This window comes from Bacillus salipaludis (assembly GCF_004358205.1).
On record NZ_SMYO01000011.1, the window covers coordinates 122,956 to 138,423 of the forward strand.

A 15,468-nucleotide genomic window follows, 5' to 3' on the forward strand; every position below is an offset into this window, starting at 1 on the left:
CTTCATTGTAGCCCTAAATCGGTTTATTATCCAGTTTAGAAACAAAAAGAGGATGACGATTCTGTTTTAATACAACACATCCATAAGAAAAATTCTTATTTGGACATGTGCTCTTAAACCCGAATCTAAGTCATCCTCTAATTAATAATCTATTAAATACGTGAAGAATTCGCCGCTTCTATAATTTTTTTAGCGTTCAACTGAACTTCAGCCAGATACTCGGCAGTTAATTCCCGGTTCGGATTGATTAATGTGCTGCCAATCCCAACTGCAACTGCACCTGCCTTGAAGAATTCTTTTACATTTTCCAAATGAATTCCCCCGGTTGGCATAAGGGGAATGTGCGGCAATGGACCAGCGATATTTTTTAAATAATCCGGTCCCAAACACCCTGCCGGGAACAATTTTACTAGATCAGCACCATTTTCAAATGCAGTTTGAATTTCGGTTGGCGTAAATGCACCAGGTACACTGATGATCCCATACCTTTTTGTCATTTTAATTGTTTCCTTGTTCACTATCGGAGAAAAAATAAATTTTGATCCGGCTTGGATTGCTGCTCTAGCTGTCTCAGGATCAAGAACCGTTCCGGCACCTACTAATACCTCGTCACCAAATTCATTCCCCACTTTTTCAATAATGGATAAAGCATTGGGTGTTTCCATCGTGATTTCCACGGCAGTTACGCCGCCGTTTTTTAATGCTTCTGCAATTGGTACGATAGTTTGCAATGTGGCACCACGAATGACTGCAACAACCGCGCGATTTTTTATTTCCTCTACGCCCATTTTTAAGGACTCCCTTTTTCTTTTCATTTATTTCATTTTTTTCTATAATGAATCATGTATGTGTTTCTATTGGTCAACAGCTAAAGAACTGATTGTTCTTTTTAGCTGTTGAATTTTTTATGCACTAACATCCATATCCGTTGCTTTATTAGGCTTTTTTGCCGCATTAACTGCCCAAATTGTTAATATTGCGGAAAGGAATAATGAACCTGCCATAAAGATATATGATGCTCCAAAACCTCCAGTAGCTCCGTTCAGGTAACCAACCACATAAGATCCAACAAACGAGCCTAATGCGCCCATGCTATTTATCAGTGCCATCGCACCCCCGGCAACATTGCGTGGCAGAATTTCGGGAATAATCGCGAAAAACGGTCCATATGGAGCATACATGGCACCTCCGGCAATCACTAATAAAATAAAGGAGAGCCAGAAATGATGGGTTCCGATTGCATATGAGATGTAGAAGGCTACTGCTCCAATCAATAGAAATGGCCAAACAAATGCTTTGCGATTTAATGTTTTATCTGAGAAATAAGAGGCTGCTAACATTAATACAACCGCTAAAATGTATGGTACAGACGACAACCAACCCGTTTTTACAATATTCATATTTGGCGCTGCTTTAATAATCGATGGCAGCCACATAACGAATCCATAAACCCCAATACTCCATAACGCATATTGTAAGCTTAATAAAATAACATGCTTTGATTTAAATGCTTCACGATAATTTTTAACCGGCTTTAATCCTTCTTGTTCTTTTCGTAATTGCTCTTCCAAATCTAATTTTTCTTGTTGTGACAACCATTTTGCATCCTTCGGTTTATCATTTACTAGTTTCCACCAAATAAATGCCCAGATGACTGCCGGCAGACCCTCAATAATAAACATCCATCTCCAGCCAAAAGATTGTAATAAATATCCTGATACGATAGACATCCATAAAACAGTTGCGGGGTTTCCTAAGATGAGGAAGGTATTGGCACGTGAGCGTTCCGCTTTCGTAAACCAGTGGCTTAAGAATACAAGCATCGCTGGCATAACAGCACTTTCAACCACTCCAAGGGCGAACCGAATGACAAACAATAATTTAATATTGGTAATAAGACCTGTTGCAGAAGCCAATACTCCCCATGAAATAAGCGACCAGAAAATGAGTTTTTTCGCACTTTTATTCTCAGCGTAATGCGCTCCAGGTATTTGGAAAAAGAAGTAGCCTAAAAAGAAAAGTGAGCCCAATAATGATGACGTTCCCGGGGTTATATGAAGATCCTTCGCTAATCCAGCAGCTGCGCCAAATCCATAGTTGGCACGGTCAAGGTAGGCAAGACTATACGTAATAAAAGCAATTGGAATTAAGAAAAACCATCTTTGCTTTGCAATTGTCTGTTTCATATTATTTCACTCCTTGAAAATGATTTGCCATATAATCATTTAATTGACTGCTTGTCGGGTACCCTGTATGATCCCCCGGCGATTGAACAGCTAAAGCACCTATCGCATTTCCTCTTAATACTGTCTCATGGACCGGAAGACCTTGTAATAAGCCACTCATGACTCCTACTGCAAAACCATCTCCGGCTCCCACCGTATCAATTACCTTTTGTACTTTGTACCCTGGAACCATTCCTTCTTCGATTTGCGTCTTATAGAACGCCCCTTCTTCACCAAGTTTAATAATGACGAGCTCAACGCCTTTATCAAGATAAAATGATGCGATATCATAAGGTTCTTGGTAACCCGTTAAAATTTCACCCTCTTTTATCCCAGGAAAAACATGATTCACTTGAAAGGCAATCTCATTGGTTGCCTGAATCATTTCTTCCTTTGAAGTCCATAAATTTGGGCGTAAATTTGGATCAAAGGATATGCTTCGGCCATTCCTTTTCATCAGAGCCAGCGCATGATTGGCAAATGCCCTTGTATGACTTGATAGAGCCAATGGGATACCTGTCATATGCATGTGCCGAGCTGATAAGAAATATTCTTCATTAAAATCATCGATACTTAGGTTGCTGGCAGCAGAGCCTTTACGAAAATATTGAACTTCAGGATCTCCAATAGTAACCTTTGATTTTAATTGAAAACCAGTCGGATAATTGGTATCCACTAAAACTTGATTAATATCAACCTTTTCCTCTTTAAGTCTGTTCACGATGAACTTTCCGAAGGCATCATTTCCCACTTTACTTACCCACCCAGATTGAAATCCAAGACGAGTGAGCCCAATGGCCACATTCGTTTCAGCCCCAGCCAGTTCGAGTGAATATTGACTAATTTCATGTAAAGGGCCTGGTTGGTTAGCAATAAACATGGCCATAGCCTCTCCAAAAGTAATGACATCTAGCTGTTGCATAATTCTTTCTTCCTTTCATTTGTAAAGTTTTTCACCAACTCTACAAATTCCTTTGTCTTTTCTTTTGGTTGAATCGGGAATTCAAGCGCTTTCACAAGATTGTTTGGAAATTGATTCATTACTTTCTTCCAGCAAAGTTTTCCCTCTGTTTCAAGCGGCACCGGGATGAATTCTCCATTTATATTTTCAACCTGTTTTAAATGAATGTACAGAACAAATGGGGCAAGTTCACGTAAAGCAGATTCAACCTCTTCATTCGAATAGATCCAGTTTCCAACATCAAACGTCATTTTAATCGGGACATGGAATTGGCGAGCGCTTTCAAAAAATAATTTTAATCGGTTTACATTTCCGCCATATAAGGTTTGGTCATTCTCAACTAAGAACTGAATATCAAGAAATGGTATCAGGAATCGTTTTAATTCTTGAATATTGGATTTGAATTTTTCAAAATGACCTAATGATACTTTGATCCAGTTTGCACCTAGGGCCTGGCCTTCTTCCATCACCATCATTAATTCCTCTGTATTCAAGGAGTGATCCGGCTTCCATAATTCAATCGGAGCTGAGTATACAGTGAAAAGTTGATATTTTTCGATTTCATTTTTAATGTATTCTAATTGAAAGTCATGGCCGGGGAATAGTTCTCTGCGAATTTCTACCCCAAATGCCCCGGATTTCGCGATCAATTCAATAAATGCAGCTTGGCCTTTCTTTAAAACTTCTATACTATCAAATGCATTTAAAGGAACGATTATATTTTCCATCTGAACACACTCCTTTCCTTTTAAATAAATCGATTTACTAAATCGGTTTAGTAAATCGATTTATTTAAAGTATAAACGTAATGTAAGCGCTTTTCAATATTAATTTTAAAAAAATCATAAAAAAATAACTCGGACCAATTTTCAGATCCGAGTTATTTTTTTCTTATTTATCCAATTTATCGATTAATTTTTTTACTAAAGGTTGATAGTTTTCTTTGACCTTATCTATTCTGATTGAAAAAGCTTCAGCCAATTGTTGGATACATTCCTGATCATAACGAAGCCAAGATCCGTATGTCCGTTTAATATACCGTTCTGCTTCCTCATATGTTTCAAATAAGGAAGCATATCTCTTACCATTATGTATGACCGCATAGGCATTATCATTTACCAGACGGATAAAGGAAATTTCTCCTTTTACACTTTTATAACTTGTACCAGTTTTTGCTTCTTTTAAATTAAATTCATTCTTGTCCGGATCCGGTTTTAGCGTTGGCAAACTAAATACCTTTATCACAAATTTTTCAAATGCATCGGCTGACATTTCTGAGCCGGAAGCTTTCGGATGGCCGCCGCCTCCAAACCGTTTTGCATATTCAGCGACATTCACTTCGTCATGTATGGTTCGATACCCAACTTTCTTGCCACTTACATTTAGAAGTAGAATCATATCTAAATGAGGATAGAGTTTATTTAACGCGTTCCCAAGCTCAGATAAATACTGTTCTGCATGAATGATTCCAATGCAATAATCATCAATAAAGGCTTGCACGGTCTGTCTGCTTTTCGAATGAATATAGCGGTTAATTTTCGCTTCTTCCATATCCAGCAGCATATTTTCAGTTTCCGTTAAATAGAAATTCTGCGGATTTTCAGAAAAACGCTTAAGCATCGCTTCTTCAAATTGTTCACGATTTAAAATATAGAACAAATCATTCAGGCGTTTGGCATCAATATTATTATTTTCGTCCCATTCCCATGTATCATATTGGCGGACTAATTCGATAAATTCCTCAAGTGCCTGATTCCTCTGTATTAAACCCTGTTCCTTTAAATAATCATAAAATAAGGAAGTTGCGCAGGTTTTCTTTCCTGTATCATATTCCGGGTGAACAAATGCCCACTTATATTCATTGAAATGAAGGGCTGTAACATGATGGTCAATCATTCTGATATGCTTCCCTTGTTGATAACGGGCTGCTAGCTTTTTCTCATTCGTTTCATTGACGGCTAAATCAGTAATATAGATTTGTGAACTATGATTTTCGGGATTTTCGATATATGTTTCTACCTGTTGGTTCAAGGTCCGATATGAGCAATATGAAACATCAGCGTTTTCACCAAATGCAAGTTTAGCAATGATTCCGCAGCCAAGTCCGTCCAAATCAATATCGGTAAATAATTTTACCATCTTCCTTACCACCATTCTTTATTTTTTCCATAAGAGTTAGTTTGTTGTTGGAACAATTATCTTATACGATTGTCAAAAAAGTGGAGCCAACTGCAAAGTAGCAATTGGCTTTTCTAGTCTATGGCAGTTCCTTTAGTTTATTTTGCATTGGCGTCCGTGGTTTTGGCTCACTGATTTCTTCAGGGTAACCAACTCCAAATACCCCAATCACGTCATATCCTTCCGGTACCCCCAGAATCTCCCGTTTGTTTGCTGCCGCTGCAATAGAGGACCAAAATGTCCCGACCCCTTCTTCCCATGCAGCTAAATTAAAATTTTGAACAAAACATGCCGTTGCAAGAGCATTTTCCTCTGTTTCAAGAGCTGTTGCCCCATGTTTTGATAAAACAGCCATTAAAACAGGAGCATTTCCAAAATTGGTTTTATGGTTCAGTTTTGCTCGAGTTTCTTGCCCAATAAAATATACTTCCCAAGGCTCCGTCATTCGATGATTGGGGGCCATGGCCGCCGCCTCCAGCCAGGTCATCAGTTTCTCGGAATGAACCGGATCAGTTTTAAATTTTTTTATCGTACGGCGTGACTTAATCGTTTCCAAAATACTCAATGGATTTCTTCCTCCCATTCAAAATACAGTTAACGAATACACGTTATACTATCATATGTAGGATGTATTTTCCAGATTCTTTTCTTTTATAGTAGCGGTTATAAAAAACACACACCTGTACACAATAATGGTCGAGGTTAAAGAAGAGGGGTGAAAAACATGACAAATCGTAATGATAACCGTGAACGTAAAAACAAGTATCCTAATAACCAAAAACAAGACAGTGAATTTGCGAAGGAAACAAGTATTCGCAGTGAAATCACTAAAAAAGATATGCAAAATAAATAGTATAAAGAAAAGAAACTCGTTCCTAAGGAGAGTTTCTTTCTTTATGAACCAATTCAATTACTCTTTTAATCTTTCATTTAATCCTCATTACCTTGTGTAAATGTAAGAATGCAAAAGAGAATGAAACTAATGAGGAGCACGGCCCCACCGCCAATATAAAGGCCTGTCTCAACAGTTGCTGGCAGAAATGCCGGTTTAAAATTGTACAAGGCCATTCCAACAGTTAATCCAACTACACCAATAATGGCACTATAAACATGCAGCCCTGCTAAAATACGACTTTTCGGTTGAAATAGTCGATAATAAACTGCCCATGCAAACATTGTCAACCAACCAACCACTAAAATATGAGCGTGGATCGGGCGAAACGCATAATCACCCGAACCAGCCATGTGACCACCAATCGCAGCACCAGCTAAGGCAAAAACAGAGGACACCCTTAACAACAAATTACTGTACTTTTTCATATTTAACCTACCTTTCTTACTCCACCAACTGTCCGTCCTTCATTGACAGCCCATGCGCCAAACCGCTAATAATAAAACCAACGAGAATACAAAAAACAAAATAAACTAATTAAAAAATATCAATTTGATAAAATGTCATCTCTTTAAACGGTAAGAACATAAAAAAATCACCTTCCAATTTTCATTTCGTAAATAGAATACGTTACGAATATGAACGGAAGATGAACGATAGTTTACATTTTCGGAAGTGTCACTTTAACGGATGTTCCTTTGCCTACTTGGCTAACTGCCTCCACTTTTCCATGATGCAACTGAACAATCGATTGGACGATCGACAGCCCAAGGCCAGTTCCATCAACGGATCGTGTCCTAGAAGTATCCGCGCGATAAAACCGGTCAAATATTCTTTTCAATTGCTCTTGTTCCAAACCAATTCCACTATCTTTAACTGTCACTTTAACGGATGAACCTGAATCAATTAGGTCAATTTCAATATTTCCATTTTCATTATTATACTTAATCGCATTTGTCAGCAGGTTTTCCCAAACAGAATATAGCAAAGAGGAGTCCCCATTAATCCACGTTTCAGGGAGTGAATAACTCATCATAATCCCTTTATCACCAATACTCCACTGATATTGATGAAGCACACCTTTTAATTGTTCAGCAAGATTAAAGCGGCTGATCTTCATTAAGTCCTTCTTGCTTTCAATCGAGGCAAGAAGAAGTAACTGCTTTGTAATCGTCGATAACCGCTCTACTTCCGATTGAACAACTTGGATATATTGAGTTTTTTCCTTCTCCTCAAGATTTTGATCATCAATTAAGTTTAAATATCCCTTTATATTGGTTAGCGGGGATTGTATATCATGAGAAATATTTGAAATCAATTCTCTTCTTAATTGTTCCACTTTCGCTAATTTCTGTGACATATTCGTAAAGCTGACTGCCAAATCCCCTAATTCGTCACTCCGGTCAATGTCCAATTTTACCGAAAAATTCCCTTCTGAAATTTCCTTTGTTGCTGCGTTTAGCTTTCTAATCGGTTTCACCAAATAATTTGTACTGACTAGGACCAAAATAACACTTAGCAAAATCGAGAGCAGCAAGAGCCAGCCAAATAAAATATGCATTTCATTAAACATTAACTTAATATCAGGGCGAATAAAAATAGCATATGATTTTTTCTGGTATGTAAACGGAACACCGATTGAGTTCTCTAATTCATTCGCAAAAAAACCAGTCACAAAGGTTTGTTTCGGAAATTGACGAATCCCATGGTACACCTCACCATTAAGCACCTTTTCCTTCACTGCATCAGGGAGATTTTTTTTTCGAAAGGCTGACCCAAAAGACTGTTGATGACCCGTTGAATCGACCAAAAGGATTTGGTAACCGATTCCGCCAATATGAGTGAAATAATCCTTTAAACTGATCTTTTTTTGCTTACTGGCAAAATCAGCAATTTTTTGAGCAAAACCGGTGATTTTCTCATCATTCTGTTTTTTCAATGTCACCTGATAATAATGATTGGAAACAATAAACGAAAGAACCCCGCTTAAAATCATGATTAAAATCGTCGTAATCGCGAACTTACTATAAAGAGATTTCATTTATTGAACCTCCAGCGAATAGCCTACCCCTCTGATTGTCTTGATGGAAAAATCTTTTTCAATCGTATTGAATCGTTCTCTGAGGCGCTTAATATGTACATCGACGGTTCGTTCATCCCCTTCAAAATCCAGTCCCCAAATCTTTTCAATTAAATGGCTGCGGCTAAAAACTTGGTTTTGGTGTTCAGCTAGAAAGGAAAGCAATTCAAATTCTTTTAATGGCAGCATATACGTTTTCTGATTAATTTTTACCTCGTAGCCTTTTTTATTTATATAGAGGGAGCCGAGACTTATATTGGCTTCACTTGTTTTACCATATCTTCTTAACAGTGCGTTTACACGGAAAATTAATTCGCGGGGTTCAAATGGTTTAACTAAATAATCATCTGTTCCCGACTCAAAGCCTTTTTCTTTATCTTCAATTTGGCTTTTGGCTGTTAATAAAATAACCGGTATGTCATAATGCTTCCTTATTTCTCTTGTTAAACTATATCCATCCATAACGGGCATCATAATATCAACAATGGCCAAATCACATAGGTCTGTTTCCAGAACCTTTAATGCTTCTCCACCGTTCTTTGCGGTAACAACCTTAAATCCTTCCTTTGTTAACAGCCCCTTAATCAGATTAAGGATATTCACATCATCATCTGCTGCTATAATCGTTTTCATCTACTACTCCTTCTACTAACTTACATTATTTATTCCATTTCAATTGTAATCAATCCATAAGAATTAGGAAAGATTAAGCCTTTAAACTCAGGGATTTCAGCACCGAATTCGACAAAGTAACAACTTATGTGTTATAATTAGGTTGTTGCATTAAGGCGTGCTAAATAACAATGTTGATTTTTAAAACATAGTTAAACGAAGCGGAAATCAACAACCAACACAAAAAGGAGGACAAAACATGATCGAATTTAAAAATATAGTTAAAAAGTATCGGACAAAAACGATTATCAATTCATTTTCGTTAGATATCGAAGCGGGACAATTAGTCGTATTTATCGGTCCCAGTGGATGTGGAAAAACAACACTACTGAAAATGATTAATAAATTAATTCAACCAACATCAGGAAAAATCTATGTAAATGGGAAAGATATCTCGACCATGAATACGATTGAACTTCGCCGAAACATTGGCTATGTTATCCAAAATACGGGTTTATTCCCACATATGTCGATTAAGGAAAATTTGGAGCTCATTCCGAAGCTTAAAGGAGAAGATCCCGAGGCAATTGCCAAAAAAACGGAGGAATTATTGGAGACGGTTGGATTAAATCCAAAGGAATATCTGCACCGCTATCCAAATGAACTGAGCGGCGGGCAGCAGCAAAGGGTTGGCGTAGCTCGTGCTTTCTCCACTAACTCCGATATCATCTTAATGGACGAACCATTCAGTGCCTTAGACCCCGTGACTAGAAGCTCTCTGCAGGATGAACTATTCCAAATGCAAAAGGAATTTAACAAGACGATTATCTTTGTAACGCATGATATGGATGAAGCTATTAAAATAGCTGACAAGATTTGTATTTTAAAAGATGGTGATATTCTTCAATATGATTCACCGGAAAATATCTTAAAAAATCCGGCTAACCATTTTGTTGAAGACTTCATTGGAAAAAGAAGAGTATGGAATAATCCTGAATTACTATTGGCCGAGGATATTATGATCGCTCATCCTGTTAAAATTACCGGGAAACGTAATGTTCTTCAGGCAATTGAAATTATGAAGGATCATAAGGTAGACAGCTTAATGGTAACGAATAAGAATAATATTCTCATCGGTTTAGTGACATTGAAAGGAATTCAATTGCTGAACCGTAATGATGCAATTGAGGATGTTATGGAGCAAAATGTTCTATCTGTATCACAAGATGCAAATTTGATTTCTGTTCTTACAACGATGAATGAACACAAGATTGGCTATGTACCTGTTGTAAATTACATGAATCAATTAACAGGTCTTATTACAAGGAGCAGTATTTTATCAGCATTAAGCAGTCAACTAATTGACTTGGAGGTGGCCTTTTAATGAAGGATTTCTGGAACTATCTACAATCAAACTCAGACCAAATTTTTGGTTTAATAGGGGAACATTTATATTTAAGTGTCATTTCAGTTGTGATTGCCATTATTGTCGGCATCCCGCTCGGAATCTTGATTTCCAGAGAGCCGAAATTATCAAAGCCGATTATTGGAACAACAAATGTCATTCAAGCGGTTCCAAGCTTGGCCTTACTCGGGTTTTTAATCCCGTTTATCGGGATTGGCAGCACCCCTGCCATTGTAATGGTTGTTCTTTATTCTTTACTTCCTATTGTTAAAAATACCTACACTGGGTTAACGAATATTAATGCAGACATTCTGGAAGCCGCCAAAGGTATCGGTTTAACCAAGAGCCAAACAATGAGAAAGGTTCAGTTGCCGTTAGCTTTCCCGATGATTATGGCGGGAATCAGAATTTCAGCGGTTACCGCTGTCGGATTAATGACGATCGCAGCCTTTGTCGGGGCCGGCGGACTAGGTTATCTAGTCTTTTCAGGTGTGCAAACTGTTGACAACAACATGATCTTAGCAGGTGCGATTCCTGCATGTATCCTGGCACTGTTAATTGACTTTATTGTTGGAAAACTTGAGTCTTCCATCTCTTATACTAGTAAAATCAAATCCTCTAAAATGAAGAAGAAACCAGCAAAAAAATGGTTCATTGCAACAAGCGCCATTGTGGTTCTTGCTGCAGGAGGATTTGGTGTTTACGCAAAAGCAACAGGCGACTCCAAAGATAAAATTGTCATTGGTTCTAAAAATTTTAGTGAACAATTAATTTTAAGTAATATGCTTGCTGATGTCATTGAAGATAAAACAGATTTGCAAGTCGAACGAAAATTAAACCTCGGTGGTTCACAAGTGGCTTTTAGTGCCCTTAAGAATGGTAATATTGATGCCTATGTCGAATACACTGGCACTGGTTTAGTGAATATTCTAAACCAACCGCCTGAAAGTAATCCTGATAAAGTTTATAAATATGTCCAAAAAGAATTTAAGAATAAATATGGCATTGATATGCTAAAACCGCTTGGTTTCAACAATACGTACGCACTGGCAGTACGTCAAGATACGGCGAAGCAATATGGATTAAACACTATTTCGGACTTGGCAAAAGTGAGTGATGGTTTAACCTTCGGACCAACCATTGAATTTCCGAATCGGGAGGATGGGTTAATTGGTCTTACAAAAACATATGGAATAAAATTTAAAGATGTGAAGGCTGTTGATGGCGGCCTGCGCTATACTGCTTTAGATCATCATAAGAGTGATGCCATTGATGCATTTTCTACTGATGGATTACTTGAAGCCTTCCATTTAAAAGTATTAAAGGACGATAAAAACTTTTTCCCTCCATACTATGCCGTACCAATCGTAAAAGAGGAAACATTAAAAAAACATCCGGAACTGAAAAAGGCATTAAATGCTCTCTCGGGTAAAATAACAGATGAGAAAATGCGTGAATTAAATTATAAAGTAGACAGCTTGAAGCAGTCTCCGGCAAAAGTTGCAAAAGAGTTTTTACAAAAAGAAGGAATTATAAAATAATTCTAAAGACCGGTCTATACTATAGACCGGTCTCCTTTTTATTCCTCTAAAAAATGCTGAACTCTTTCGTACGTTTTTTCATCTCCTATGACAAGGAGAATATCGCCTTCGTGGATTAAAGCATAAGGGCCGGGTGATATAATCATCTCCCCTTTCCTTTTCATTCCAATCACTGTCCCTCCAGTGTTTTGCCAAAACTTCATATCTGAAATCGTCTTGCCAATATGGATGCAGCCAGGAAAAATTTCAATCTCAAGTGGTGCTAATGGATTCGTATGGCGCAGTTTGTCTGAATAGTCCATAATTTTCGTTAACGTTTCATACAACTGTTCGTCCAATTTTTCTCGTTCCACAATCAAATGGTTCATTTGCTTTTTCAGGTCTTTTACACTGGCAAGATTCGAAAATCGATGAATATACTTGAAGGCATTTTCCCTAGAGGAAATTACAATTCCACTGCCTTTGGTAGAATGAACAATTTCCACATCTTCTAAAATTTTTATTGCTCTGCGGACGGTTTCAGGTGAAACCTTGTATTCACTAGCCAATGTGGATCTGCCATGAATTTTTTCTCCTACCTTAAATTTACCATCATAGATTCGATTGGCTAAATCAATGGCGATTCGTTCATATGTAGGTATTTGTGTCCTTTCCATAAAAAACCTCCGACACCACTAGTATTAAAAAAGTCTTATCTTATTTTTTTGTATCTAATACCCTTCCACTATACTCTTTTAGACGATAGCTTGCGAGTGAAAAGTTAAAGACTTTATTCAGAGAATTTTGGGCATAATTGTAAAAGGAAATGGAATGAGGTGAGGACATGAAACGTAAAATAATTCTTTGTTTAAGTATCGCCTTTATGATTTTTATGACCACCCTATTTGTCTTTTACCTCATTAAAGATGACACCTCTAATTGGCAGGTAGCTCTCGGCGGTATCATTGTCAGTGCCTTACCATTATTACTATTGCGCTTAAAAAATAATCCTTTTAACATTCCGCAAATTTTAGGTTATTTCTTATTTCTGTTTTGTTCTACTTACTTAGGTTCCATTGCTCTTTTTTATCTTCATCATAAATGGTGGGATTCAACACTTCATTTTTACAAGGGAGCATACGTTGGTGTGATCGCCATTACACTTTTTAAGATACTGGTGCCTTCTCAAAATCGAGAGGATGTATCGCGGTGGGTTCTCTTCCTATTTGTGCTTTCACTTGGTGCTTCAGCTAGTGTATTTTGGGAAATCTATGAATTTTTAGGGGATCTAACATTTACACACACGATGCAACGAGGCGGCAACACCGATACCATGTATGATTTATTGTGTGGTTTAGCCGGCGGACTCCTGATTGCACTATACTCCTTAGTCCGCAAACAACAGGTTTAATTGGAGGAAATAAACAATGAATCGGAAACTTGTCATTCTCATTAGTGCAGCCTATGTACTATTTATGGCCATTTTGGCTTTTTATTATCATTCAACCGGTGCATCATTTAAATCTACTGTAGCAATTGGCGGAATTGTCTGCGGTGCGATTCCGCTTCTGTTGGCTCTTTTTACAAAACTTCAATTCAATTTGCCGATCGTTTTTTCTTACTTGATTTTCTTGATTGGTTCACAATATTTAGGTTCGATTCGCGGCTGGTATGGCCTTGGCTGGTGGGACACCTTTATGCATTTTATCAGCGGCGGTATCCTGGCATTTGCAGCGATTGCTTTATATGAGCGACTTATTCATCGAAATGCAGGAAATGCGATTTCCCCTTGGTTTGTATTTTTGTATACCCTATCTTTTGCTGCCCTCGGCGGAGTCCTATGGGAAGTTTATGAATTCAGCTGTGATCAATTTTTGGGCATGACCCTGCAAGGCGGCGGAAATACAGACACGATGACCGATTTGATTGCCGATACTGCAGGAGGGCTTGTCATCGCGATTTGGGCAGGGGTTCGAACAAAAATTAAATTAAAGAATCAATGAGACTTATCATGAGCTGTGTTTAAATTTTATACAAATTAAACACAGCTCTTTCTACCCCACTGATCCTTTTGTTGCTTCAAATAGATTTATACCAAAACAGGTTGTTTTTCTTCTACTAGTAATAATAGACGATTTCTTATGTCTTCTACATTTACATTTTTTTGTGAAACACCCGTTTCCATTGCAGCATTCGCAACAGCTGCTGCTACATGGGCAGCCACTCGGCGGTCAAATGGGTCTGGTATCACATAGTCGGCATGGAGATCTTCCGCTGAAATCAATCCAGCAATAGCATAAACTGCTGCAAGCTTCATTTCTTCATTGATTTCTTTTGCATGTACATCTAAAGCCCCCCGGAAGATGCCCGGAAATGCTAGTACATTATTAACCTGATTAGGGAAATCAGATCGGCCAGTCCCTACTACGAGTGCTCCAGCTTCTTTTGCCTCCTCCGGCATAATTTCCGGTATTGGATTGGCCATCGCAAAAATGATCGGATATGGATTCATGGAACGAACCATCTCTTTTGTGACAGCACCTGCAGCTGATACGCCGACAAACACATCTGCTCCCACCAACGCATCCGCTAATAACCCTTGTTGCTGTTCTTTATTGGTAATACAGGCTATTTCCTCTTTAAATGGATTCATTCCTACAGGGCGGCCATTATAAATGATTCCATTTGTATCACATAAGATGACATCCTTTACTCCCATATGTAGTAAGAGTTTCACAATCGCCACACCTGCTGCACCTGCACCGTTTATCACAACACGAATATCATTAATACTCTTCTCAGCGAGTTTTAGAGCGTTAATTAATCCAGCAGCAGTAACGATTGCAGTGCCATGTTGATCATCATGAAAAATTGGAATATTGCAGGCTTCTTGTAAGCGGCTCTCAATTTCAAAACATTGAGGTGCAGCAATGTCTTCTAAGTTAATCCCGCCAAATGTAGGCTCAAGTAATTTGACAACCTCGACAATTTTATCCGAATCAAATGTATCTAAACAAAGGGGAAATGCATCTACATCAGCAAATGATTTAAATAACAATGCTTTTCCTTCCATCACGGGCATTGCAGCTTTGGGGCCAATATTCCCAAGACCGAGTACAGCTGTTCCATCTGAAACAACGGCAACAAGATTCCCCTTCATTGTGTAGTCGTATACTTTGCTTTCATCCTCATGAATGACTAAACAAGGTTCTGCAACGCCTGGTGAATATGCTAAACTTAAATCGTTTGCATTGCGTACTGCGACTTTTGAATGAACGCCAAGCTTTCCTCGATTTTCTTTATGCATTTTTAATGCTTCTTCACGTAAAGTTGACATAAATTGACTCTTCTCCTCCTTGTTTTACATATAAAACAATGTTACATATATCTATAATAATATATTTAATTTTATTAATAGTCAATAATATTCAGATAATTTGTTTTTATATTAAAAATTAGTTTTATATACAAAACTATTTATGTTGTACAAAAATAATTATTTGCTTATCATCGTTTTATTTTTAACGGGGAAATACGGGAGATGTTATATTATTTTCTCTCAAAATTAAGAAGGCCTAACCGAATAACGGTTAAG

The 15,468-nt window shown here is 37.8% G+C and carries 16 protein-coding genes; 5 read left to right on the plus strand and 11 right to left on the minus strand.

Features of this window, described 5'->3' with window-relative positions; translation table 11 throughout:
* Positions 1 to 152: 152 nt before the first annotated feature.
* From E2K98_RS21710 to E2K98_RS21735, 6 genes are all read right to left on the minus strand, one after another.
* Entirely contained in the window at positions 153 to 788 is a 636-nt protein-coding gene (locus tag E2K98_RS21710; RefSeq protein WP_133337870.1) for a bifunctional 4-hydroxy-2-oxoglutarate aldolase/2-dehydro-3-deoxy-phosphogluconate aldolase, read from the minus strand.
* Between the two features lie 117 nt (positions 789 to 905).
* Positions 906 to 2,186, minus strand: a complete 1,281-nt coding sequence (locus E2K98_RS21715; protein WP_133337872.1) for an MFS transporter — start codon at positions 2,184 to 2,186, stop codon at positions 906 to 908.
* 1 nt (position 2,187) lies between these two features.
* Positions 2,188 to 3,147, minus strand: a complete 960-nt coding sequence (locus E2K98_RS21720; RefSeq protein WP_133337874.1) for a sugar kinase — start codon at positions 3,145 to 3,147, stop codon at positions 2,188 to 2,190.
* Complete coding sequence (locus E2K98_RS21725; protein ID WP_133337876.1) at positions 3,135 to 3,914, minus strand: sugar phosphate isomerase/epimerase family protein; 780 nt, start codon at positions 3,912 to 3,914, stop codon at positions 3,135 to 3,137. Before E2K98_RS21725 ends, E2K98_RS21720 begins: the two co-directional genes overlap by 13 nt.
* Before the next feature lie 163 nt (positions 3,915 to 4,077).
* Positions 4,078 to 5,325 (minus strand): DHHA1 domain-containing protein, encoded by a 1,248-nt coding sequence (locus E2K98_RS21730; RefSeq protein WP_133337878.1) that lies wholly within the window; start codon positions 5,323 to 5,325, stop codon positions 4,078 to 4,080.
* A 118-nt stretch (positions 5,326 to 5,443) separates the two neighbouring features.
* On the minus strand, positions 5,444 to 5,929 hold the full coding sequence (locus E2K98_RS21735) for a nitroreductase family protein (protein ID WP_133337880.1): 486 nt from the start codon (positions 5,927 to 5,929) through the stop codon (positions 5,444 to 5,446).
* Positions 5,930 to 6,088: 159 nt separating this feature from the next.
* Here E2K98_RS21735 and E2K98_RS32110 point away from each other — a divergent pair, with 159 nt between their 5' ends.
* Positions 6,089 to 6,217 carry a hypothetical protein gene (locus E2K98_RS32110; protein WP_268884126.1) on the plus strand — a complete coding sequence of 43 codons (129 nt, stop codon included), beginning with the start codon at positions 6,089 to 6,091 and terminating at the stop codon, positions 6,215 to 6,217.
* Positions 6,218 to 6,294: 77 nt separating this feature from the next.
* On the opposite strand, the gene E2K98_RS21740 is transcribed toward E2K98_RS32110, so the two are convergent.
* The 3 genes from E2K98_RS21740 to E2K98_RS21750 all read right to left on the minus strand — a co-directional run bounded on the left by E2K98_RS21740 (position 6,295) and on the right by E2K98_RS21750 (position 8,969).
* On the minus strand, positions 6,295 to 6,684 hold the full coding sequence (locus E2K98_RS21740; protein WP_133337882.1) for a hypothetical protein: 390 nt from the start codon (positions 6,682 to 6,684) through the stop codon (positions 6,295 to 6,297).
* Positions 6,685 to 6,917: 233 nt separating this feature from the next.
* The gene (locus tag E2K98_RS21745) at positions 6,918 to 8,297 is read right to left on the minus strand and encodes a sensor histidine kinase (protein ID WP_133337884.1); all 1,380 of its coding nucleotides are present in this window, start codon (positions 8,295 to 8,297) and stop codon (positions 6,918 to 6,920) included.
* The gene (locus E2K98_RS21750; protein ID WP_133337886.1) at positions 8,298 to 8,969 is read right to left on the minus strand and encodes a response regulator transcription factor; all 672 of its coding nucleotides are present in this window, start codon (positions 8,967 to 8,969) and stop codon (positions 8,298 to 8,300) included.
* Positions 8,970 to 9,207: 238 nt separating this feature from the next.
* Here E2K98_RS21750 and E2K98_RS21755 point away from each other — a divergent pair, with 238 nt between their 5' ends.
* Complete coding sequence (locus E2K98_RS21755; RefSeq protein ID WP_133337888.1) at positions 9,208 to 10,332, plus strand: ABC transporter ATP-binding protein; 1,125 nt, start codon at positions 9,208 to 9,210, stop codon at positions 10,330 to 10,332.
* The gene (locus E2K98_RS21760; RefSeq protein ID WP_133337890.1) at positions 10,332 to 11,894 is read left to right on the plus strand and encodes an ABC transporter permease/substrate-binding protein; all 1,563 of its coding nucleotides are present in this window, start codon (positions 10,332 to 10,334) and stop codon (positions 11,892 to 11,894) included. Before E2K98_RS21755 ends, E2K98_RS21760 begins: the two co-directional genes overlap by 1 nt.
* 38 nt (positions 11,895 to 11,932) lie before the next feature.
* Here E2K98_RS21760 and E2K98_RS21765 read toward each other — a convergent pair whose 3' ends face one another.
* On the minus strand, positions 11,933 to 12,550 hold the full coding sequence (locus tag E2K98_RS21765; RefSeq protein WP_026576495.1) for a TrkA C-terminal domain-containing protein: 618 nt from the start codon (positions 12,548 to 12,550) through the stop codon (positions 11,933 to 11,935).
* A 167-nt stretch (positions 12,551 to 12,717) separates the two neighbouring features.
* On the opposite strand from E2K98_RS21765, the gene E2K98_RS21770 reads away from it, so the two are divergent.
* Positions 12,718 to 13,284, plus strand: coding sequence for a membrane-spanning protein (locus tag E2K98_RS21770; RefSeq protein ID WP_133337892.1), 567 nt, complete (start codon positions 12,718 to 12,720; stop codon positions 13,282 to 13,284).
* 16 nt (positions 13,285 to 13,300) lie between these two features.
* On the plus strand, positions 13,301 to 13,876 hold the full coding sequence (locus E2K98_RS21775; RefSeq protein WP_133337894.1) for a hypothetical protein: 576 nt from the start codon (positions 13,301 to 13,303) through the stop codon (positions 13,874 to 13,876).
* A gap of 86 nt (positions 13,877 to 13,962) precedes the next feature.
* Here the strand turns inward: E2K98_RS21775 and E2K98_RS21780 are convergent, their stop codons facing one another.
* Positions 13,963 to 15,210, minus strand: a complete 1,248-nt coding sequence (locus E2K98_RS21780; RefSeq protein WP_133337896.1) for an NAD(P)-dependent malic enzyme — start codon at positions 15,208 to 15,210, stop codon at positions 13,963 to 13,965.
* Between the last annotated feature and the right edge of the window lie 258 nt (positions 15,211 to 15,468).